This window comes from Pseudomonas sp. LH21, assembly GCF_036549575.1.
Classification (GTDB): Bacteria; Pseudomonadota; Gammaproteobacteria; order Pseudomonadales; family Pseudomonadaceae; genus Aquipseudomonas; species Aquipseudomonas peradeniyensis.
Map to the genome: position 1 here is coordinate 4,426,986 of NZ_CP144367.1, position 20,611 is coordinate 4,447,596.

Annotated in this window: 17 protein-coding genes; 7 read left to right on the plus strand and 10 right to left on the minus strand. The window is 66.1% G+C overall.

The features are described 5' to 3' along the window. Position 1: 1 nt before the first annotated feature. From VUG52_RS20225 to VUG52_RS20250, 6 genes are all read right to left on the minus strand, one after another. Positions 2 to 2,458, minus strand: coding sequence for an EAL domain-containing protein (locus tag VUG52_RS20225; RefSeq protein ID WP_050704603.1), 2,457 nt, complete (start codon positions 2,456 to 2,458; stop codon positions 2 to 4). 229 nt (positions 2,459 to 2,687) lie between these two features. Next, positions 2,688 to 4,520, minus strand: a complete 1,833-nt coding sequence (locus VUG52_RS20230) for an ABC transporter ATP-binding protein (protein ID WP_050704602.1) — start codon at positions 4,518 to 4,520, stop codon at positions 2,688 to 2,690. Then, the gene (locus VUG52_RS20235; RefSeq protein WP_050704601.1) at positions 4,513 to 5,145 is read right to left on the minus strand and encodes a DsbA family protein; all 633 of its coding nucleotides are present in this window, start codon (positions 5,143 to 5,145) and stop codon (positions 4,513 to 4,515) included. Before VUG52_RS20235 ends, VUG52_RS20230 begins: the two co-directional genes overlap by 8 nt. Positions 5,146 to 5,148: 3 nt before the next feature. Continuing rightward, positions 5,149 to 6,081: an oxygen-dependent tRNA uridine(34) hydroxylase TrhO gene (gene trhO / locus VUG52_RS20240; RefSeq protein ID WP_050704600.1), complete on the minus strand. Its 933-nt coding sequence runs from the start codon at positions 6,079 to 6,081 to the stop codon at positions 5,149 to 5,151. A gap of 192 nt (positions 6,082 to 6,273) precedes the next feature. Beyond that, positions 6,274 to 6,573, minus strand: coding sequence for a BolA family protein (locus VUG52_RS20245; RefSeq protein WP_050704599.1), 300 nt, complete (start codon positions 6,571 to 6,573; stop codon positions 6,274 to 6,276). 10 nt (positions 6,574 to 6,583) lie between these two features. Then, a complete protein-coding gene (locus tag VUG52_RS20250) occupies positions 6,584 to 7,108 on the minus strand; it encodes a DUF2059 domain-containing protein (RefSeq protein ID WP_050704598.1) in 525 nt (174 codons plus the stop codon). Positions 7,109 to 7,261: 153 nt separating this feature from the next. Between VUG52_RS20250 and VUG52_RS20255 the strand changes: the two genes are divergently transcribed. Further along, a complete protein-coding gene (locus VUG52_RS20255; protein WP_050704597.1) occupies positions 7,262 to 8,656 on the plus strand; it encodes a class II fumarate hydratase in 1,395 nt (464 codons plus the stop codon). Between the two features lie 86 nt (positions 8,657 to 8,742). Here the strand turns inward: VUG52_RS20255 and VUG52_RS20260 are convergent, their stop codons facing one another. Continuing rightward, on the minus strand, positions 8,743 to 9,696 hold the full coding sequence (locus tag VUG52_RS20260; protein WP_331832010.1) for a DMT family transporter: 954 nt from the start codon (positions 9,694 to 9,696) through the stop codon (positions 8,743 to 8,745). A gap of 206 nt (positions 9,697 to 9,902) precedes the next feature. Beyond that, on the minus strand, positions 9,903 to 11,396 hold the full coding sequence (gene pap, locus VUG52_RS20265) for a polyphosphate:AMP phosphotransferase (RefSeq protein ID WP_331832011.1): 1,494 nt from the start codon (positions 11,394 to 11,396) through the stop codon (positions 9,903 to 9,905). A gap of 135 nt (positions 11,397 to 11,531) precedes the next feature. Between pap and mnmC the strand changes: the two genes are divergently transcribed. The 5 genes from mnmC to VUG52_RS20290 all read left to right on the plus strand — a co-directional run bounded on the left by mnmC (position 11,532) and on the right by VUG52_RS20290 (position 19,069). Beyond that, the gene (gene mnmC / locus VUG52_RS20270) at positions 11,532 to 13,502 is read left to right on the plus strand and encodes a bifunctional tRNA (5-methylaminomethyl-2-thiouridine)(34)-methyltransferase MnmD/FAD-dependent 5-carboxymethylaminomethyl-2-thiouridine(34) oxidoreductase MnmC (protein ID WP_331832012.1); all 1,971 of its coding nucleotides are present in this window, start codon (positions 11,532 to 11,534) and stop codon (positions 13,500 to 13,502) included. Between the two features lie 234 nt (positions 13,503 to 13,736). Further along, entirely contained in the window at positions 13,737 to 15,524 is a 1,788-nt protein-coding gene (locus tag VUG52_RS20275; RefSeq protein WP_050704593.1) for an N-acetylglutaminylglutamine amidotransferase, read from the plus strand. 3 nt (positions 15,525 to 15,527) lie between these two features. Then, on the plus strand, positions 15,528 to 17,273 hold the full coding sequence (ngg, locus tag VUG52_RS20280; RefSeq protein ID WP_331832013.1) for an N-acetylglutaminylglutamine synthetase: 1,746 nt from the start codon (positions 15,528 to 15,530) through the stop codon (positions 17,271 to 17,273). A 182-nt stretch (positions 17,274 to 17,455) separates the two neighbouring features. Next, positions 17,456 to 18,640: an osmoprotectant NAGGN system M42 family peptidase gene (locus VUG52_RS20285; protein ID WP_331832014.1), complete on the plus strand. Its 1,185-nt coding sequence runs from the start codon at positions 17,456 to 17,458 to the stop codon at positions 18,638 to 18,640. 201 nt (positions 18,641 to 18,841) lie between these two features. Next, positions 18,842 to 19,069, plus strand: a complete 228-nt coding sequence (locus tag VUG52_RS20290; protein ID WP_050704590.1) for a YheU family protein — start codon at positions 18,842 to 18,844, stop codon at positions 19,067 to 19,069. Positions 19,070 to 19,076: 7 nt separating this feature from the next. Here VUG52_RS20290 and VUG52_RS20295 read toward each other — a convergent pair whose 3' ends face one another. Further along, positions 19,077 to 19,262 (minus strand): carbon storage regulator, encoded by a 186-nt coding sequence (locus VUG52_RS20295; protein ID WP_050704589.1) that lies wholly within the window; start codon positions 19,260 to 19,262, stop codon positions 19,077 to 19,079. 124 nt (positions 19,263 to 19,386) lie between these two features. After that, entirely contained in the window at positions 19,387 to 20,202 is an 816-nt protein-coding gene (locus VUG52_RS20300) for an SDR family oxidoreductase (protein WP_050704588.1), read from the minus strand. Between the two features lie 201 nt (positions 20,203 to 20,403). Here VUG52_RS20300 and VUG52_RS20305 point away from each other — a divergent pair, with 201 nt between their 5' ends. Further along, positions 20,404 to 20,556 (plus strand): DUF3309 family protein, encoded by a 153-nt coding sequence (locus VUG52_RS20305; RefSeq protein WP_082337667.1) that lies wholly within the window; start codon positions 20,404 to 20,406, stop codon positions 20,554 to 20,556. Positions 20,557 to 20,611: the final 55 nt, after the last annotated feature.

Sequence of the window (20,611 nt, forward strand, 5' to 3'; positions counted from 1 at the left end):
TTCAGCGAAAGGTCCCCGGCGCCCGGTGCAGAAGGGGCCTCGCGGCAATCCGTTGGCGCTGCAGGCTGTCGCAGGTGAAGACCTGCGGGCGTTCGATGAGGTATCCCTGGGCGTAGTCCACGCCGATCTCCTGCAAAGCCTGCTCGATCAGCGGCGTCTCGACGAACTCGGCAATGGTCCGCTTGCCCATGACGTGGCCGATGTGATTGATCACTTCGACCATCGCCCGGTTGATCGGGTCATCGAGCATGTCCTTGACGAAACTTCCGTCGATCTTCAGGAAGTCTACAGGCAAATGCTTCAAATAGGCGAATGACGACATTCCGGCGCAGAAGTCGTCGAGGGAGAATTTGCAGCCCAGTCCTTTCAATTCATTGATGAATCGGATCGCGCTGCCCAGATTGGCGATGGCGCTGGTTTCAGTAATTTCAAAACAGATCAGCCGTGGCGGGATGTCGAATTCGCCGAACAACCGCTGCAGGTACTCGAGGAACTTGTCATCGCCGATGCTCGAACCCGATAAATTGATGGCGCACATCGCCAAAGGCCCCTCCCGGCCCTCGTCCAGGCACTGGCGGATCACCTGGAACACGCTGCGCACCACCCAGCGGTCGAGCGCGGTCATCAGGCCATAGCGCTCCGCTGCAGGAATGAAGCTGTCGGGCAGGATGGTGCGCCCGCTTTCGTCGTGCAGACGTAGGAGGATCTCGATATGCCCGGGACCCTCGTGGGGGTGCAGGGGCGCGATCTCCTGGGCATAGAGGCAGAAGCGGTTCTCTTCCAGCGCCACGTGCAATCGCTGGATCCAGGCCATCTCACCAAAGCGCATGGACAGCTCGCTGTCGTCGGCGTGATACACCTGGACCCGGTTGCGGCCCTTCTCCTTGGCCATGTAGCAGGCCATGTCCGCCGCGCGCAACGATGCCTCCAGGGTGCTGGGCACCTGGGCGATGTGTACCAGGCCGAGGCTGACCGTGGTCACGAAGGGGCGCCCCTTCCACACGAAATGCAGGCTCTGCACGGCCTGGCGCAACTGCTCGGCAATCCGCTCGGCCTGCTCCGGCGGGCAGTTCTCCAGAAGCACGCCGAACTCGTCGCCACCCAGGCGCGCCAGGGTGTCGCCCTCGCGCAGGCCCGACTGCAGCACCGCGCAGATATGCCGCAGCAACTCGTCGCCGGCGGCATGGCCGCAGGTATCGTTGACCAGCTTGAACTGGTCGAGGTCGAGGAACATCAGCGAATGGCGCCCAGCCTGGCGGGCCAGGCCGTTGAGCGCCTGCTCCAGGCGATATTCGAACTCCCGGCGGTTGGCCAGCCCGGTCAGGGCGTCATGGGTCGCCTGCCAAGACAGGTTGGCGATGTACTGGCGCTCCTGGGTCATGTCGTGCAGCACCACGACGATGCCACTGACCTGCCCTTCGGTGAGGATGGGCGAGCCCACCAGGTTGACCGACACCGTGCTGCCGTCCAGGCGCTGGATCAGCCGGGCATGCTCGGCGCCGCCCTTGAGGCTGCCGCTGAGCACTTGCTCGACCAGCGTCAGACTGTCGCCCTCGGCGTTCTCGTCGACCAGGCTGAACAGAGCGGCCAGCGGCAAGCCCTGGGCCTGCACCGCCTGCCAGTGGGTCAACTGCTCGGCGGCCGGGTTCATGTAGCTGATGCAACCGTCGACATCGGCGGTGATCACTGCATCGCCGATCGACTCAAGGGTGATCTGCGCCCGCTCCTTCTCCTCCTGCAACGCACTGGCAAACGCCTGCCGCTGGGCCAGCAGCTTGCTCGAACGGCGCCAGGCCATGGCGATCAGGAACAGCGCGGTGGCCAGGTTGGTGAGCATCAGCACCTTGAGCAACATCCGCGAGCCTTCGCCCAGGGCATCGCTGAAGGCCTTGGCGGCGGGGGTCACACCGTCATTGATGGCGACGATGCGCGCCTTCCAGTTGGCCACCTGGTGCGGGTCGATCACGCCGCTGGCGAAGCCTTCGCGCATCTGCTGGGCCAGCACGTCGAGCTGGTTCAGGTAATCGTCACCGATGTCCCAGTAATCGATGGCGGTTTCCATATAGCTGATATGACGGAAGTTGCGGTAGAACCAGATGATCCGGGCGACGTCCTCGGGATGGTTGCCGCCCTGCAGCACACCCTGGCGCGCTGCTTCCAAGTCCGGTTCAGGTCGGTCCAGGGCCAGGCGCAGGTTGTGGTCGCCCTGGGGCACCAGGATCGCCCGGCGGTAGCGGGCGTAGGTCAGCGGATCGCGGTCGTCGGCATAGAGGTTAAGGTAATAGATGGCGTCCTTCTGTGCCTTGGACCACAGGCTCTCGCCCGCCACGTAGGCGCGCACGGCGGACAATGCATAAAGGCTCAGACTGCCCAGCAGTACCTGGAAAACCACAACCGCGACGAAGGGCCAGATGATGCCCAGCAGCCTTGGCGCTTCGAGAGTCCGATTTCCCTTCATGTAGTCCCTGTCATGGCGGCAGATAAGGCACGAATCGACCTAGACAAGCACAGCGTAGGCCATTTGCCATGCCTGTGACGTGGTTTTTGATGACAGGGAATAGGTGGTGAAGCCCTGTAGGAGCGGCCTTGTGCCGCGAAAGGGCTGCGCAGCAGCCCCACAAGATCGCCGGGGGCCGCTCTGCGGCCCTTTCGCGGCACAAGGCCGCTCCTACACGGACGTAGGTGGCTCAGGTTTGTTGCAGATGGCCGTAGAGTTTGGCGTACAGGCCGCCCTCGGCGATCAGCTGCTGGTGGCCGCCGTCCTCGGCCACATGGCCGCCGTCGAACACCAGCACACGGTCAGCCTGCTTCACTGCCGACAGGCGGTGGGCGATGATCAGCGTGGTGCGGCCACTGAGGAACCGCGCCAGGGCCTGGTGCAGGTTGTACTCGGTGGCGGCGTCCAGCGCCGAGGTGGCCTCGTCGAGGATGACCACCTTTGGCTCGGCCAGCACCATGCGGGCGATCGCCAGGCGCTGGCGCTGGCCGCCGGACAGGCGCACGCCGGAGCGCCCGACGATGCTGTCCAGACCCTGGGGCAGCGCGGCGATGGTGGCGTCCAGCTGGGCGATGCGCAGCGCCTGCCAGCAGGCATCGTCACTGCAATCGCGGCCCATGGTCAGGTTGGCGCGCACGCTGTCGTTGAACAGCGACGGGTGCTGCAGCACTACCGCGACGTTCTCGCGCAGGGTCTCCAGGCCGATCTCCTGCAGGCTGGCGCCGCCGAAGCGGATGGTCCCGGCCTGGGCGCTGTACAACCCCAACAGCAACTGCACCAGGGTACTCTTGCCGCCGCCGCTGGCGCCGACGATGGCCACCTTCTCGCCCGGGGCGATGGCCAGGTTCAGCTGGTCGAGCACCGGCTCGTCGGCGTAGGCGAAGCGCAGGTCGCGCACCTCGATGCCGACCGTGTCGCGCCCGGCGAACGGGTCGCTGGCCGCCGGGTACTGCGGCTCGTCGGCCCGCGCCAGCAGCTCGTTCAACCGGCTCAGCGCGCCGCCGGCGGCGTAGTAGGCATATTGCAGGTTCAGCAACTGCTCCACCGGGCCGATCATGAACCACAGGTAGCTGAACACCGCCAGCATCTGGCCGATCGACAGGTCGGAGAACAGCACGGTGAGCATCGCCGCGGCGCGGAAGATATCGATGCCGAACTGGAACAACAGGCCGCTGGCCCGGCCACTGGCGTCGCTCTTCCACTGCGAGGCCACCGCGTAGTCGCGCACCTCGCGGGCACGCAGACCCAGGCGACCGAGGAAGTAGCCCTGGCGGTTGCCGGCACGGATCTCCTGGATCGCATCGAGGGTCTCGGTCAGCGCCTGGGTGAAGCGCGCGGTGCTGTCGTTCTCGAGTTTCTTCAGGTGCTTGACGCGCTTGCCCAACTGCACGGTAAAGAAGATCACCAGCGGGTTGAACAGCAGGATCAGCAGCGCCAGCTGCCAGTGCATCCAGATCAGGATGGCGGCGGTGCCGGTCAGCGTAAGCATGGCCACCAGGAAGCGGCTCAGGGTTTCGCCGACGAACTTGTCGAGGGTGTCCAGGTCGGTGACCAGATGGGTGGTCACGGTACCGCTGCCCAGGCTTTCGTATTCCTTGAGCGAAATACGCTTGAGCCGCTCGATCAGGCGGATACGCAGGCGGTAGACGATGTCCTTGGCCAGACCGGCGAACAGCTTGGCCTGGACCACGTTGAACGCCAGCGCCGCCAGACGCAGGCCCAAGGTGGCGCAGAGCATCAGGCCGATATAGCCCGCGGCCACCTGCCAGCCCGCGGGCAGGAAGTTGTTCATCCATTTCAGGGCGGCGTCGCCATGGCCCAGCAGCACTTCGTCCACCAGCAGCGGCAGCAGCAAGGGAATGGGCACGCTGCACAGGGCGGCGAGCACGGCCACCAGATTGGCGGTCCACAAAGCCTTCTTGTGGTGCAGGGCCAGGCGGCGGATTTCCGCCCAGCTCAGGCGATCGGGCACAGCGGGGGACTTCCCTGGCACAGGGTCTGGCGACCCTGGCAGGTCAAGCACAGGCGGCCTGCTGCAGCCAGCGGCCGAGCAGCGGCTGCAGGCTGTCCAGCGACTGGTAGCCGTTGGTCAGCAACGCCAGCTGGCCATTGCGCTCGGCCAGCAGCGTGGGAAAACCGGCGATGCCCAGGTCCTGTACCCAGGCGAAGTCGGCGCTGGTGGCGGCGCGGGTATCGGTACTGGTGAAGCGCTGCGAGAACGACTCGCGGTCAAAACCGGCCTGTTCGGCCAGCTCCACCAGCTGCGGGGCGCGGGTGACATCCAGCCCCTGCTCGTAGAACGAGCGCTGGATCAGCTTGAGCAGCGTCCAGGCCCGTTCATCGTCCAGCTCACGCGCCGCAACCAATGCGCGGCACGCAGGCTCGGTGTCGTAGACGAAGCCGTCGGGCATCGCGCCGTCGAAACGGAACGGCTGCCCGGTGGCGTCATGCACCGCCTGCCAGTGCTCGAGGATGTACTTGCGGGTCGAGGTATCCAGGGCGCTGCCGCCGCTGCGCAGGCCACCGGGCACCAGGCGGGTGACGACACCCGCCTCACGCGCCTGGGCGATCAGCGCCTCGGCCACCGGGGCGAAACCCCAGCACCAGGAACACATCGGGTCCATCACATAGAGCAGGCGTGCGGACATGCATCAAGCCTCGGCTTTGTAGTTGTAGCCGATCGGGTGTGGCTGGTTGCGCGCCTTGGCCAGTTCGATCTGCTTCTGGCGGTCGATGGCGCTGCGCCGGGTCTTCTCGCTCAGGCTGTCCCAGCAATGCGGGCAGCTCACGCCTGGCGAATAGTGCTCCGACTCCCGGTCCTTCACGTCGATCGGGTGGCGGCAGGCATGGCACTGGTCGTACTCGCCCTCGCTCAGGTCGTGACGCACGGTGACCCGATTGTCGAAGACGAAGCAGTCGCCGTCCCAGAGGCTTTCTTCCTGGGCTACTTCCTCGAAGTATTTCAGGATGCCGCCCTTAAGATGATAGACGGCTTCGAAGCCCTCACCGAGCATGTAGCTGGAGGCCTTCTCGCAACGGATGCCACCGGTGCAGAACATGGCGACCTTCTTGTGCTTGCTCGGGTCGAAGTTGGCCTTGATGTAGTCGGGAAACTCGCGGAAGGTCTCGGTCTTCGGGTCGATGGCGCCCTTGAAGGTGCCGATGGCCACTTCGTAGTCGTTGCGGGTGTCGATCAGCAGCACTTCCGGGTCGCTGATCAAGGCGTTCCAGTCTTTCGGATCGACGTAGGTGCCGACTGCCTTGTTCGGGTCAACGCCCGGCACGCCGAGGGTGACGATCTCTTTCTTGAGCTTGACCTTGGTGCGGTAGAACGGCTGCTCGTCGCAGTAAGACTCTTTATGGTCGACATCCACCAGGCGTGGGTCGTTGCGCAGCCAGGCCAGCAGCGCGTCGATGCCTTCACGGGTGGCCGAGACGGTGCCGTTGATGCCTTCGTTGGCCAGCAGTAGGGTGCCTTTGACGCCGTTGTCTGCCATGGCCTTGAGCAGCGGCTCGCGCAGTTCGACGTAGTCTTCCAGGGTGACGAACTTGTACAGCGCCGCCACGACGATCGGTTGGGTCATTGCGTTGAATCTCCAGGTGGTCACCCTCGTAAGGGGCGGACCGGAATGACAAATGCAATCATGGCGACGCCATCGCGGGGCAAGCCCGCTCCCACGCTGCGCTCAGTGGCTGGCGTGGGAGCGGGCTTGCCCCGCGATGGCGTCGACAGGATGTCTGTGAGGCGTGCAGTCTACCAGAATCCCGGAAAGGATTCAGTGCTTGCCGCCACCGGCGCACACCGGCGAGGCAGGCGCCACGCCGACCGCCGCCCATTCCTCGGGCGTGTAGGTGTGAATCGCCAGGGCGTGGATCTCGCCCATCAGATCACCCATGGTGGCGTAGACCTTCTGGTGACGCTTGACGCTGTTCAGCCCGGCGAACTGCTCGCTGACCAGCACCGCCTTGTAGTGCGTTTCCTGGCCACGGCTGTGCATATGGCTTTCGTTGTGCACTTCGAGGTGGTCGGTGCCCAGCGGCGCCAGCTGCTGCTCGATGCGTTGCTGCATGTTCATCGCGTCAGGCTCACTTTTTCGCCGGAGCGGCTGCCTTGCCGGCGCTCGGGTCGAGTTCCTTGGTCATGTCGTCGAGCAGCTTGTTGACCACCGGCACCGCCGGTTCCAGGCTCTGCTGGGTCAGCTGGGCCGACTGTTGGGTGACCTTGGGCATCTCGCGCAGGACTTTCTTGCCCAGCGGCGACTCGTAGAACTTGACCAGGTCGTTCAGCTCGGCCTCGGTGAAGGTCGCGGTGTACAGGTCGACCATCTTCGGCTTGAGCTTCTTCCAGCCGATGGCGTTGTCCAGGGCGGCGTTGGCCTTGGCCTGGTAGCTGTCGAGCACGGTTTTCTTGGCGGCCGGCGCCTTGGTCTGTTCGAAACGCTGGGCGAACATCTGCTGGACCTGCATGTACACCGGGGTGCCCAGCTTGTCGGCATTGGCCAGGGTCAGGAATTTCTCGGCGGCGGCATTGTGGCTCGCGGTGGCGGCGAGTACCTGGCCGCTGGCGCAGGCCAGGGCAACGGCGGCAAAGAGGACACGAAGACGGGTCATTGCATTTCCTTCAAGAAAGGGAGGCGAGTACCTCAGGGTAGAGCATTCTGCGCCGTGATGGCGAAGTGCTCAAGTGGCACGACGAGCGACTGAACCGCTGTGTCGAATCAGGGCCTAAACTGCGATTTCTGACTACAAAGGAGTGAGCGCAGCATGAGCCGTATCGAGACAGACAGCCTGGGCCCGGTCGAAGTTCCAGAGGACGCCTATTGGGGTGCGCAGACCCAGCGTTCGCTGATCAACTTCGCCATTGGCAAGGAGCGCATGCCGCTGGCGGTGCTGCACGCCCTGGCGCTGGTCAAGAAAGCCGCTGCCCGGGTCAACGATCGCAACGGCGACCTGCCCGCCGACATCGCCCGGCTGATCGAGCAAGCCGCCGACGAAGTGCTCGCCGGCGACCACGACGACCAGTTCCCGCTGGTGGTGTGGCAGACCGGCAGCGGCACCCAGAGCAACATGAACGTCAACGAGGTGATCGCCGGGCGCGCCAACGAGCTGGCCGGCAAGGGCCGCGGCGGCAAGCTGCCGGTGCACCCGAACGATCACGTCAACCGCTCGCAGAGCTCCAACGACTGCTTCCCCACCGCCATGCACATCGCCGCGGCCCAGGCCGTGCACGACAAGCTGCTACCGGCGATCGCCGAGCTGTCGGCGGGGCTGGCCGAGCTGTCGGCGCGCCACACGCACCTGGTCAAGACCGGGCGCACGCACATGATGGACGCCACGCCCATCACCTTCGGTCAGGAGGTCTCGGCCTTCGTCGCCCAGCTCGACTACGCCCAGCGCGCCATCCGCGCGACGCTGCCGGCGGTCTGCGAGCTGGCCCAGGGCGGCACCGCCGTGGGCACCGGCCTCAACGCCCCGCACGGTTTCGCCGAAGCCATCGCCGCGGAGCTGGCGGCGCTGTCCGGCCTGCCGTTCGTCACCGCGCCGAACAAGTTCGCCGCCCTCGCCGGCCACGAGCCGCTGACCAGCCTGGCTGGCGCGCTGAAGACCCTGGCCGTGGCCCTGATGAAGATCGCCAACGACTTGCGCCTGCTGGGTTCCGGCCCGCGCGCGGGGCTTGCCGAGGTACGCCTGCCGGCCAACGAGCCGGGCAGCTCGATCATGCCCGGCAAGGTCAACCCGACCCAGTGCGAGGCGCTGTCGATGCTGGCCTGCCAGGTGCTGGGCAACGACGCGGCGATCGGCTTTGCCGCAAGCCAGGGCCACTTGCAGTTGAACGTGTTCAAGCCGGTGATCATCCATAACCTGCTGCAGTCGATCGAGCTGCTGGCCGATGGCTGTCGCAACTTCCAGCAGCACTGCGTGGCCGGCATCGAGCCGGATGCCGGGCAGATGGCCGCGCACCTGGAGCGCGGGCTGATGCTGGTGACGGCGCTGAACCCGCACATCGGCTACGACAAGGCGGCGGAAATCGCCAAGAAGGCCTACAGCGAAGGCAAGACCCTGCGCGAGGCGGCGCTGGAGCTGAAGTACCTGACCAACGAGCAGTTCGACCAGTGGGTAAGGCCAGAGAACATGCTGGCGCCTGGCGGCAAGGGCTGATCCGGTGGCCTCATCGCGGGGCAAGCCCGCTCCCACGCCAGCCACCAACCGCTGCGTGGGAGCGGGCTTGCCCCGCGATGAAATTATCAATCAACCCGCACCCGACGTACTTTCCACCCCGCGATCAGCGACGGCCCCAACGCCACCAACGCCGACCCCAGCACCACCGTCACCGCCCCGACATAGCCCAGGCCATTGATCTGCTCGGCATGCACGTAATCCGGCCACAGCCAGGCCGCCAGCGCCACCGCGACGAAGGTCACCAGCGGCGTCAGCGCCAGGGTCGCGCTGACCCGCGAGGCCTCCCAATGCGCCAGCGCCTCGGCGAACGCGCCATAGGCCACCAGCGTGTTCAGGCAGCAGGCCAGCAGCAACCAGCCCTGCAACGGGCTGAGCTGCAACGCCTCCAGCGGATGCACCCAGGGCGTGAGCAGCAGCGCGCAGCACAGGTAGATCACCATCATCACCTGCTGCGAGTTCCACACCGTCAGCAGCTGCTTCTGGCTCAGGGCATAGAACACCCAGATGCTGGTCGCCAGGATGATGGTCAACACGCCGGTGGTGTAGGTGCCGAGCGAAGTGAGCAGCTCTTCCAGGCGCTGGTTGAAGAACAGCCCGAAGCCCATCAGCAGCACCAGCAGGCCCAGGCCCTGCCCCAGGCTGAAACGCTCCTTGAACACGAACACGCTGGCCACCAGCAACAGCACCGGCCCCAGCTGCACCACCAGTTGCGCGGTGCCGGGGCTGAGCAAGCTCAGGCCAACCAGGTACAGCACATAGTTGCCGACCAGGCCGGCCACCGCGACGGCCACCAGTCCCTTGCCCTTCATCCCGAGACGGCTGAACGAAGGCAGCCGCCGATTGGCCGCCAGCCAGGCGAACAACAGGCCGCCGGACACGCTCAGGCGGTACCAGGTGACGGTTACCGGGTCCATCACCTGCAGCACCTGCTTGAGCTTGATCGGCAGGATGCCCCAGAGCAACGCGGTCAACAGCGCCAGCAGAAGGCCCTGGACCCAGCGTCCGGAAGAAATGTGCATGGTGTCCTCGAGTCGGGCCTTGGTGGGGGAAGGTGCAGTCTACGGGCTTGGCGGGGAACGTGTGGCGGGAAAAGATTTCATCAGGTCATTCCTCGGGGGCATGCCCTGAACGACTGAGCTGGCCTCTTCGCGGGTAAACCCGCTCCCACAGGGATCATCGTTCCCCATGTGGGAGCGGGTTTACCCGCGAATGAAGCCAGCGCGGATTATTTCTTGTCCTTGGCGAACGCTGCCTCCAACGCCTGGTTGATCGTGCGCAACACCTTTACCCGCGCCCAGCGCTTGTCGTTGGCCTCCACCAGGGTCCATGGCGCGATCTCGGTGCTGGTGCGGTCGACCATGTCGCCCACCGCCTCGGAATAAACATCCCACTTGTCGCGGTTGCGCCAGTCTTCCTCGGTGATCTTGTAGCGCTTGAACGGAATCTGCTCGCGCTCCTCGAAGCGTTCAAGCTGGGTCTGCTGGTCGATGGCCAGCCAGAACTTGACCACCACCACCCCGGCGTTGCTCAGCTGCTCCTCGAAGTCATTGATCTCGCCATAGGCGCGCATCCAGTCCGCCGGGCTGCAGAAGCCCTCGACCCGCTCCACCAGCACCCGGCCATACCAGGAGCGGTCGAAGATGGTGAACTTGCCCCGCGCCGGGATGTGCCGCCAGAACCGCCACAGGTACGGCTGGGCGCGTTCTTCCTCGGTGGGCGCGGCAATCGGCACGATGCGGTACTGACGCGGGTCCAGCGCCGCCGCCACGCGGCGGATCGCCCCGCCCTTGCCGGCCGCGTCATTGCCTTCGAATACCGCCACCAGGGCATGGCGGCGCATGCGCTTGTCGCGCAGCAGGCCGGCCAGGCGCGCCTGTTCGGTGACCAGCTGTTCCTGGTAGTCGTGCTTGCCCAGGCGCAGGGTCATGTCCAGGGCGCCGAGCAGGCTCTTCTGGTCGATGCTGCGCCCCAGCGGCGCGACGTTGCCCTGATGCTTGCCCTTGGGGTTGTTGGCCAGGGCCGCCTGCAGGCTCTCCAGCAGGATACGCCCCACCGCCAGGCTGCGGTAATGCGGGTCGACGCCCTCGACCACATGCCAGGGCGCGTAATCGCGGCTGGTGCGGCGCAGCACCCGCTCGCCGAAACGCACGAAGCGGTCGTAGGTTTCCGACTGCTGCCAGTCCAGCGGGCTGATGCGCCAGTTGTGCAGCGGGTCTTCCTTGAGCGCCTTGAGCCGCGCCTTCATCTGTTTCTTGGATAGGTGGAACCAGAACTTGATGATCAGCGCGCCTTCGTCGCAGAGCATCTGCTCCAGGCGCTCGGCGCCGGCGATGGCCTGGTCGAGCACGGCGTCCTTGAACTGGCCGTGCACGCGGCCTTCGAGCATCTGGCTGTACCAGTTGCCGAAGAACACGCCCATCCGCCCCTTCGGTGGCAGCGCCCGCCAGTAGCGCCAGGCCGGTGGCCGGGCCAGTTCCTCGTCGGTCTGCTGGTCGAAGGTGCGCACCTCGATCAGCCGCGGGTCCATCCACTCGTTGAGCAGCTTGACCGTCTCGCCCTTGCCGGCGCCCTCGATGCCGTTGATCAGCACGATCACCGGGAAGCGCGCCTGCTGCTTGAGTTCGTACTGGGCTTCGAGCAGCGCCTCGCGCAGGGCGGGGACTTCCGCTTCGTAGGTGTCCTTGTCGATGCTGTGACCGATTTCGGCGGATTCGAACATGGAGGGCTCCTTCAATGGATAAGCAAGATTAGCGGATTTGCGCCATCCGTATCGATCCTGTCGCGCCGTGCGATAAGGCCGACACTTGCCGCGCGGATCGCTTAAAATCCGTGATCCGCTGCAACCGAGCCGACCATGTCCGACACCACCCTCCCCCAGCACGCCCAGATCGACTGGGACGACCAGGGCCGCCCCCACTCCCGGCAATACGACGATGTCTATTTCGCCATCAACGAAGGCATCGACGAGACCCTGCACGTGTTCATCGAGCAGAACCACCTGCGCCAGCGCTTCGCCGAGCTGGCGCCGCGGGACTGCCTGGTGATCGGGGAAACGGGGTTCGGCACCGGCATGAACTTCTTCTGCGCCTGGCAGCTGTTCGCCGAGCTGGCCCACGCCGAGGCGCGCCTGCACTTCGTCAGCGTGGAAAAGTACCCCCTGAGCCGCGACGACCTGGAGCTCGCCATGCAACTGTGGCCGGCGCTGGAGCCCTTCACCCGGCCCCTGCTCGATCAGTACGTGGCGATCCATCCGGGTTTCCAGCAACTGAGCCTCGATGACGGCCGCGTCACCCTCACGCTGATGATCGGCGATGCGCTGGAGCAACTGCCGCAACTGGACGCGCGCATCGACGCCTGGTTCCTCGACGGCTTCGCCCCGGCGAAGAACCCCGACATGTGGACGCCGGAGCTGTTCGCCCAGCTGGCACGGCTGTCGTACCCCGGCACCACCCTCGGCACCTTCACCACCACCGGCTGGGTGCGCCGCTCGCTGATCGAGGCCGGCTTCACCATGAAGAAGGTGCCCGGTATCGGCAAGAAATGGGAAGTGATGCACGGCGTCTACAGCGGCGCGCCAGCCGCCCCCGCGGCGCCCTGGTACGCCCGCCCGGCGCCCTTGCCGGGGCCACGCGAGGCGCTGGTGATCGGCGCCGGCCTGGCGGGCAGCGCCACGGCGCGCAGCCTGGCGGCCCGGGGTTGGCAGGTCAGCGTGCTGGAGCGTCACGATGGGCCGGCCCAGGAGGCCTCGGGCAACCCACAGGGCGTGCTGTACCTCAAGCTGTCCGCCCACGGCACTGCCCTGTCGCAGATGATCCTTTCCGGCTTCGGCTACACCCGTCGCTGGCTTGAGCACCTGCAACGCGGCCAGGACTGGGACGCCTGCGGCGTGCTGCAACTGGCCTTCGACGACAAGGAAGGCGAACGCCAGGCCAAGCTGGCGAGCGCCTTCGACAACAGCCTGCTGCGCCAGCTCGACCGGGCACAAGCCGAAGCCGTGGCGGGCGTGGCGCTGGCCAGCGGCGGCCTGTTCTACCCCGAGGGTGGCTGGGTGCACCCGCCGGCGCTGTGCCAGGCTCAGCTGGACCATCCGCGCATCCGCCTGCTCGGCCATGCCAACGTCATCGCGCTGCGCAAGGCCGACGGCCTGTGGCAGGCCTGGGACGGCGAGCGCCTGCTGGCCAGCGCGCCGCTGGTGGTGTTGGCCGGGGCTGCCGATGTCCGTCACTTCCCGGCCTGCGCCGGGCTGCCGCTCAAGCGCATTCGCGGGCAGATCACCCGCCTGCCGGCCACCGTGGCCAGCCGGGAACTGCGCACGGTGGTCTGCGCCGAAGGCTATGTGGCGCCGCCCCGTGGCGATGAGCACACCTTGGGCGCCAGCTTCGACTTCCACAGCCAGGACACCACACCGACCGTAGCCGAGCACCAGGGCAACCTGGCAATGCTGGACGAGATTTCCACAGACCTGGCCGAGCGATTGGCCGTCGGCAAGCTCGATGTCGAGCAACTGGAAGGTCGCGCGGCGTTCCGTTGCACCAGCCCGGACTACCTGCCCATCGTCGGGCCGCTGGCCGATGCCGAGGCGTTCAACAAGGCCTACGCCATGCTGGCCAAGGATGCGCGACAAGTGCCCGATGTCGCCTGTCCGTGGCTGGAGGGGCTGTATGTGAACAGTGGACATGGCTCGCGCGGTTTGATTACTGCACCGCTGTCCGGAGAGCTGATCGCCGCCTGGGCCAGTGGCGAGCCCTTGCCGCTGCCCAGGGCGGTGGCCGAGGCCTGTCATCCCAACCGTTTCGCGCTGCGCCGGCTGATTCGAGGTAAATAGCCAGATCGCCGGGGGCGCTTTGCGCCCCTATCGCGGCACAAGGCCGCTCCTACAGGGAATCGAGGTCGCCTGTGTAGGAGCGGCCTTGTGCCGCGAATGGACCGCATAGCGGTCCCAGTACCCGACATTCACATATAACAGATCGATCTAAAACTCTCGCAATCCATCCAGGTCCCTACCTAAGTGCCCACCTTCGCGGCACACCCTCCCCAACGGCAAAACCGGTAAGGACTTATGTGCGGATTAGCAGGAGAGTTACGTTTCACCCCCATCGACCAAGCCCCACGCCCGGCGGACCTCGCCGCGGTGGAGCGCATCACCCACCACCTGGCGCCCCGCGGCCCCGACGCCTGGGGCTTCCATAGCCAGGGCCCGATCGCCCTCGGCCACCGGCGCCTGAAAATCATGGACCTGTCCGACGGCTCGGCCCAGCCCATGGTCGACAACACCCTGGGCCTGGCTCTGGCCTTCAACGGCGCCATCTACAACTTCCCCGAACTGCGCGAGGAGCTGCAGGCCCTGGGCTACAGCTTCTGGTCCGATGGCGACACCGAGGTGCTGCTCAAGGGCTACCACGCCTGGGGCGCGGCGCTGCTGCCCAAGCTCAACGGCATGTTCGCCCTGGCCATCTGGGAGCGCGACAGCCAGCGCCTGTTCCTGGCCCGCGACCGTCTGGGGGTCAAGCCCCTGTACCTGTCGCGCAACGGCGAGCGCCTGCGCTTCGCCTCGACCTTGCCGGCGCTGCTCAAGGGTGGCGATATCGACCCGATGATCGACCCGGTGGCACTGAACCACTACCTGAATTTCCACGCCGTGGTGCCGGCGCCACGCACCCTGTTGGCCAATGTGCAAAAGCTCGAGCCCGGCACCTGGATGCGCATCGACCGCCATGGCGAGGTCGAGCGCCAGACCTGGTGGCAATTGCACTACGGCCCGAACCCGGACGAGCGCGAGCTCGACCTGGAGGGCTGGACCAGCCGCGTGCTCGACGCCACCCGCGACGCCGTGGCGATCCGCCAGCGCGCCGCGGTGGACGTCGGCGTGCTGCTCTCCGGCGGCGTCGACTCCAGCCTGCTGGTCGGCCTGCTGCGCGAGGCCGGGGTGGACGACCTGTCGACCTTCTCCATCGGTTTCGAGGACGCCGGCGGCGAGCGCGGCGACGAGTTCCAGTACTCCGATCTGATCGCCAGGCACTACCACACCCGCCACCACAAGCTGCGCATCGCCGAGCACGAGATCATCGAGCAGTTGCCGGCGGCCTTCCGTGCCATGAGCGAGCCGATGGTCAGCCATGACTGCATCGCCTTCTACCTGCTCTCGCGGGAGGTGGCCAAGCACTGCAAGGGTGTGCAGAGCGGTCAGGGCGCTGATGAGCTGTTCGCCGGCTACCACTGGTACCCGCAGGTGAACGGCGCCGAGGATGCCTTCGCTGCCTATCGCGAGGCGTTCTTCGACCGCAGCCACGCCGAATACCGCGACACCGTGCAGGCGCCGTGGCGCCTGGACAACGACGCGGCCGGCGACTTCGTCCGCGAGCACTTCGCCCGCCCCGGCGCGCCGGACGCGGTGGACAAGGCCCTGCGCCTGGACAGCACGGTGATGCTGGTGGATGACCCGGTCAAGCGGGTGGACAACATGACCATGGCCTGGGGCCTGGAGGCGCGCACGCCGTTCCTCGACTACCGCCTGGTGGAGCTGTCGGCGCGCATCCCGGCGCGCTTCAAGTTGCCTGACGGCGGCAAGCAGGTGCTCAAGCAGGCGGCGCGCCGGGTCATCCCCCACGAAGTGATCGACCGCAAGAAAGGCTACTTCCCGGTGCCCGGCCTCAAGCACCTGCAAGGCGCTACCCTGGACTGGGTGCGCGAGCTGCTGACCGACCCCAGCCAGGATCGCGGGCTGTTCGACCCGACCATGCTCGACCGCCTGCTGAGCAACCCCCACGGCCAGCTCACCCCGCTGCGCGGCTCCAAGCTGTGGCAGCTGGCAGCCCTGAACCTGTGGCTCAGCGAACAAGGAATCTGACCGATGAAAGCCCACGAGATCGCCTACGGGCAGCGCCTGTTGCGAGGCCAGGCGCCGTCCTATGAGCGTCTGCAGGCACGCCTGGCCGGCGACGGCAGCGAGCCCCACGACCAACCGCGGGCCGTGCATTGCGGCTGGGGGCGGCTGCTGATCGGGCATACCTATCCCGATCCGCTCAGCCTGGCCGAAGCGCTGCTGCAAGAACAGGCTGGCGAGCGCGACATTGCCCTGTACGTCGCCGCCCCGCAGCAGGTATTGGCCCAGGCGCCGCAACAACTGTTCCTCGATCCGTCGGACACCCTGCGCCTGTGGTTCACCGACTACCGACCGGCGCAGCGCGTGTTCCGCGGCTTTCGCATTCGCCGGGCGCAATGTGCGGCGGACTGGCAGGCGATCAATGCGCTGTACCAGGCCCGCGGCATGCTGCCGGTCGATCCCGAGCTGCTCACCCCGCGCCACCTCGGCGGGCCGGTGTACTGGCTGGCCGAGGACGAAGACAGCCACGCGGTGATCGGCAGTGTCATGGGCCTGGACCACGGCAAGGCCTTCGACGACCCCGAGCACGGTTGCAGCCTGTGGTGCCTGGCGGTGGACCCGCACTGCACCCGCCCGGGCGTCGGCGAAGTGCTGGTGCGTCACTTGATCGAGCACTTCATGAGCCGTGGCCTGGCCTGCCTCGACCTGTCGGTGCTGCACGACAACCGCCAGGCCAAGCGGCTTTACAAGAAGCTGGGGTTCCGTACCCTGCCGACCTTCGCCATCAAGCGCAAGAACGGCATCAACCAGCCATTGTTCCTCGGCCCCGGCCCAGAGGCAGGGCTCAATCCCTATGCGCGGATCATCGTCGACGAAGCGCTGCGCCGAGGCATCGAGGTCCAGGTGGATGACGCCGATGCCGGGCTGTTCACCCTGAGTTTGGGCGGGCGGCGCATCCGCTGTCGCGAATCGTTGAGCGACCTGACCAGCGCCGTGACCATGACCCTCTGCCAGGACAAGCGCCTGACCCGCCAGGCCTTGCACAACGCTGGCCTGCAGGTACCGGCACAGCAACTGGCGGGGAGCCTCGATGACAACCAGGCGTTCCTCGACGAGCATGGCGCGGTAGTGGTCAAGCCGGTGGATGGCGAGCAGGGTCAGGGGGTGGCGGTCAATATCACCACCCTCGAAGCGCTGAGCCACGCCGTGGAGCAAGCCCGCGCCTTCGACAGCCGCGTGCTGCTGGAGAGCTTCCATGCAGGCGTCGACCTGCGCATCGTGGTGATCGGCTACGAAGTGGTGGCCGCGGCGATCCGCCATCCGGCCCAGGTGATCGGCGACGGCAGGCAGAGCCTGCGCGCACTGATCGAGGCCCAGAGCCGGCGCCGCCAGCTGGCCACGGGTGGCGAGAGCCGAATCCCGCTGGACGAAGAAACCCAGCGCACGCTCAAGGACGCCGGGCTTGGCTACGACGACATCCTGCCCGCCGGGCAACGGTTGGCCGTGCGCCGCACCGCCAACCTGCACACCGGCGGCACCCTGGAGGATGTCACCGCGCGCCTGCACCCAGTGCTGGTCGATGCCGCCGTACGCGCCGCCCGCGCCCTGGAAATCCCGGTGGTGGGCCTGGACTTGATGGTCCGCGATGCCGAGCACCCGGACTACGTGATCATCGAGGCCAACGAGCGTGCGGGGTTGGCTAATCATGAACCGCAGCCCACGGCTGAGCGCTTCGTCGACCTGCTGTTCCCGCATAGCCGCCCCTTGGCCTGACAGCCTCTCGATTTTTTGTAGGAGCGGCCTTGTGCCGCGAAAGGGGTGCGAAGCGCCCCCAGGATTTCAGCTTCGCTGCATCTATCGCCGGGCCCGCTTTGCGGGCCTTTCGCGGCACGAGGCCGCTCCTACAAAAGCCTTGCCCACAGTTTGGAAATTTCATCCCGACCGGAGACCTGGACATGTCCGAACGACTCCCCGAACCCGATCTCGACTACCTCAAACGTGTACTGCTGGAGATGCTCGCCATCCCCAGCCCCACCGGTTTCACCGACACCATCGTGCGCTATGTAGCCGAGCGCCTGGACGAACTGGGCATCCCCTTCGAGCTCACCCGTCGCGGCACCATCCGCGCCACCCTCAAGGGCCGCCAGAGCTCGCCCGACCGCGCCGTTTCGGCGCACCTGGACACCATCGGCGCCAGCGTGCGCCAGTTGCAGGACAACGGTCGCCTGGCCCTGGCGCCGGTGGGCTGCTGGTCGAGCCGTTTCGCCGAGGGCAGCCGGGTCAGCGTATTCACTGACACCGGCGTGTACCGCGGCAGCGTGCTGCCGTTGATGGCCAGCGGGCACGCGTTCAACACCGCCATCGACCAGATGCCGATCAGCTGGGAACATGTGGAGGTGCGCCTGGACGCCTACTGCGCCACCCGCGCCGACTGCGAGGCGCTGGGGGTCGCCATCGGTGATTGCGTCGCCTTCGACCCGCTGCCGGAGTTCACCGAAAGCGGCCATATCAGCGCCCGCCACCTGGACGACAAGGCCGGCGTGGCGGCCTTGCTGGCGGCGCTCAAGGCCGTGGTGGAAAGCGGTCGCCAACCACTGATCGACTGCCACCCCTTGTTTACCATCACCGAGGAGACCGGCTCGGGCGCCGCGGCCGCCCTGCCCTGGGACGTGAGTGAGTTCGTCGGCATCGACATCGCCCCGGTGGCGCCGGGGCAGGCATCCAGCGAGCACGCGGTGAGCGTGGCCATGCAGGATTCGTCCGGGCCCTACGACTATCACCTGTCGCGCCACTTGCTGAAGCTGGCCGGCGATGCTGATTTGCCGGTACGCCGCGACCTGTTCCGCTACTACTTCAGCGACGCCCATTCGGCGGTGACCGCCGGGCATGATATCCGCACTGCCCTGGTGGCCTTCGGCTGCGATGCCACCCATGGCTACGAGCGCACCCATATCGACAGCCTGGCGGCGCTCAGCCGGCTGCTCGGCGCCTACCTGCTCAGCCCGCCGGTGTTCGCCAGCGACTCGCAGCCGGCCAATGCCTCACTGGAGCGCTTCAGCCACCAGCTGGAACACGACGCGCAGATGGAAAGCGATACCCGTGTGCCGGCGGTGGACAGCCTGGTGGGCAACAAAGGCTAAGCTCATACGCCTACCCCTGTAGGAGCGGCCTTGCCGAGGCGTCGGACCGGTCGGAAAGGGGTGCGAAGCGCCCCCAGATCTGTGCATCAAGTTGATATTGCCGGGGCCGCTTTGCGGCCCGTTCGCGGCACAAGGCCGCTCCTACAAGGGAATTGCAAATTCACGTAGCATGCCCCCATTCCCACAACCGCCGCCCAGACCATGCTGATCCCCTACGACCAACTCGAAGCCGAAACCCTGACCCGCCTGATCGAAGACTTCGTCACCCGCGACGGCACCGACAACGGCGACGACACGCCGCTGGAAACCCGCGTGCTGCGGGTGCGCCAGGCCCTGGCCAAGGGGCAGGCGTTCATCCTGTTCGACATGGACAGCCAGCAGTGCCAGTTGCTGGCCAAGCATGAGGTGCCGCAGGAGTTGTTCGAGTAGCAGGCCTTCAAGCTTGTTGCTTCTCCAGCTCCAGTGCCTTGATGCGCTTGTACACCTCGACCCGGTGCACCTCCACCTCGCGCGGCGCGCAAATACCGAAACGGACCTGGCCGTTCTCCACGGACATCACCTGGATCCTGATGTTTTCGGCAATGACGATGACCTCGCCCACTTCTCGTCCGATTACCAGCATGCTCCGATCCTCCCGCTCAATGGAAAATCGGAGACTGCCCCGCCAGCTTTGGCCTACTCAATCCTTCTTCGGATAAATAGACATAACCTACCGGCGAAGGTAAAAAAACCTACAGAAACTTCCCTCAATGCGCGGTCTTGCGTGCCTTCGCCCGCATTTTCACCGCCATGTCCGCCATCTCGTCGTACAGCCGCTGAGGCGCCTGGCATTTGAGCTGCCAGGCCTGGCGCCCGGCTTCATGGGGCAGGATCAGGAACTCGCCGGCGGCGACCCGTTGATAGATGTGCTCGGCGATATCGGCGGCATTGATCGGCGAGCCTTCCAGCAGTTTGCCCACCTGTGCCTTCATCGCCGGATCCGGCCCGCGGAACGAGTCGAGCAGGTTGGTCTGGAAGAACGACGGGCAGACCACGTGCACCGCCACCTCGACCTGACGCAACTCCACCAGCAGGCTCTCGGACAAGGCCAGCACCCCGGCCTTGGCCACGTTGTAGTTGCTCATGCCCGGCCCCTGCATCAGGGCGGCCATGGAGGCGATGTTGATGATCCGCCCGCGGCTGCGCTCGAGCAGCGGCAGGAACGCCTTGCAGCCCTTGACCACGCCCATCAGGTTGACCGCGATCTGCCAGTCCCAGTCCTCCAGGGACAAATCGGCGAAGAACCCGCCCGAAGCCACCCCGGCATTGTTGACGATCACGTCGATGCCGCCGAGCTTCTCCTCGCAGGCCTGGGCCAGGGCGGTGAGCTGGCTGTAGTCGCGCACGTCGCAGCGCTGGATGAAGCCATCACCGCCTGCGCCACGCACCAACTCCAGGGTCTCGCGCAGGCCCGCTTCATTGACATCGGCCAAGGCCAGGCGCCAGCCATCGCGGGCCCAGCGCAGGGCGATCTCGCGGCCAAGGCCGGAGCCTGCGCCAGTGATCATCATTCGGTTGTGCATGGTCAGCTGCCTTGAACAGTGGGATTGGCCTGGAGTCTAGCCAGAACGCGGGCCACAGCGGTGCAGCATCAGAATGCTGAATGGGGATTCATCCACCCGGGCCTGCACAGCCGATGGAATCTTTGCCCACCGCCCACAGTCGGAACAGTAAGCGCCCAGCATTCCGAGGCCCTTGACCCTCAACCACGCAAGGACTCCATCATGACCACGATCCTCATCATCATCCTGATCCTGCTGCTGGTCGGTGGCTTACCGGTCTTCCCGCACTCGCGCAGCTGGGGCTACGGTCCTTCCGGCATCATCGGCGTGGTGCTGGTAGTGTTGTTGATCCTGTTGCTGCTCGGTCGGATATGAGCCAGGCATTGCAGCTGGCTCCCCGTTGAACGAAAACGCCCCGGCAAGCCGGGGC

Bases quoted from the DNA above. Each gene is read 5' to 3' on its own strand.
- VUG52_RS20235 (WP_050704601.1), bottom strand. From the start codon at position 5,145: ATGTCCGCACGCCTGCTCTATGTGATGGACCCGATGTGTTCCTGGTGC.
- VUG52_RS20245 (WP_050704599.1), bottom strand. From the start codon at position 6,573: ATGAACATGCAGCAACGCATCGAGCAGCAGCTGGCGCCGCTGGGCACC.
- VUG52_RS20255 (WP_050704597.1), top strand. From the start codon at position 7,262: ATGAGCCGTATCGAGACAGACAGCCTGGGCCCGGTCGAAGTTCCAGAG.
- VUG52_RS20305 (WP_082337667.1), top strand. From the start codon at position 20,404: ATGACCACGATCCTCATCATCATCCTGATCCTGCTGCTGGTCGGTGGC.
- VUG52_RS20225 (WP_050704603.1), bottom strand. From the start codon at position 2,458: ATGAAGGGAAATCGGACTCTCGAAGCGCCAAGGCTGCTGGGCATCATC.
- VUG52_RS20285 (WP_331832014.1), top strand. From the start codon at position 17,456: ATGTCCGAACGACTCCCCGAACCCGATCTCGACTACCTCAAACGTGTA.
- mnmC (WP_331832012.1), top strand. From the start codon at position 11,532: ATGTCCGACACCACCCTCCCCCAGCACGCCCAGATCGACTGGGACGAC.
- pap (WP_331832011.1), bottom strand. From the start codon at position 11,396: ATGTTCGAATCCGCCGAAATCGGTCACAGCATCGACAAGGACACCTAC.
- ngg (WP_331832013.1), top strand. From the start codon at position 15,528: ATGAAAGCCCACGAGATCGCCTACGGGCAGCGCCTGTTGCGAGGCCAG.
- VUG52_RS20250 (WP_050704598.1), bottom strand. From the start codon at position 7,108: ATGACCCGTCTTCGTGTCCTCTTTGCCGCCGTTGCCCTGGCCTGCGCC.
- VUG52_RS20300 (WP_050704588.1), bottom strand. From the start codon at position 20,202: ATGCACAACCGAATGATGATCACTGGCGCAGGCTCCGGCCTTGGCCGC.
- trhO (WP_050704600.1), bottom strand. From the start codon at position 6,081: ATGACCCAACCGATCGTCGTGGCGGCGCTGTACAAGTTCGTCACCCTG.
- VUG52_RS20260 (WP_331832010.1), bottom strand. From the start codon at position 9,696: ATGCACATTTCTTCCGGACGCTGGGTCCAGGGCCTTCTGCTGGCGCTG.
- VUG52_RS20290 (WP_050704590.1), top strand. From the start codon at position 18,842: ATGCTGATCCCCTACGACCAACTCGAAGCCGAAACCCTGACCCGCCTG.
- VUG52_RS20295 (WP_050704589.1), bottom strand. From the start codon at position 19,262: ATGCTGGTAATCGGACGAGAAGTGGGCGAGGTCATCGTCATTGCCGAA.
- VUG52_RS20275 (WP_050704593.1), top strand. From the start codon at position 13,737: ATGTGCGGATTAGCAGGAGAGTTACGTTTCACCCCCATCGACCAAGCC.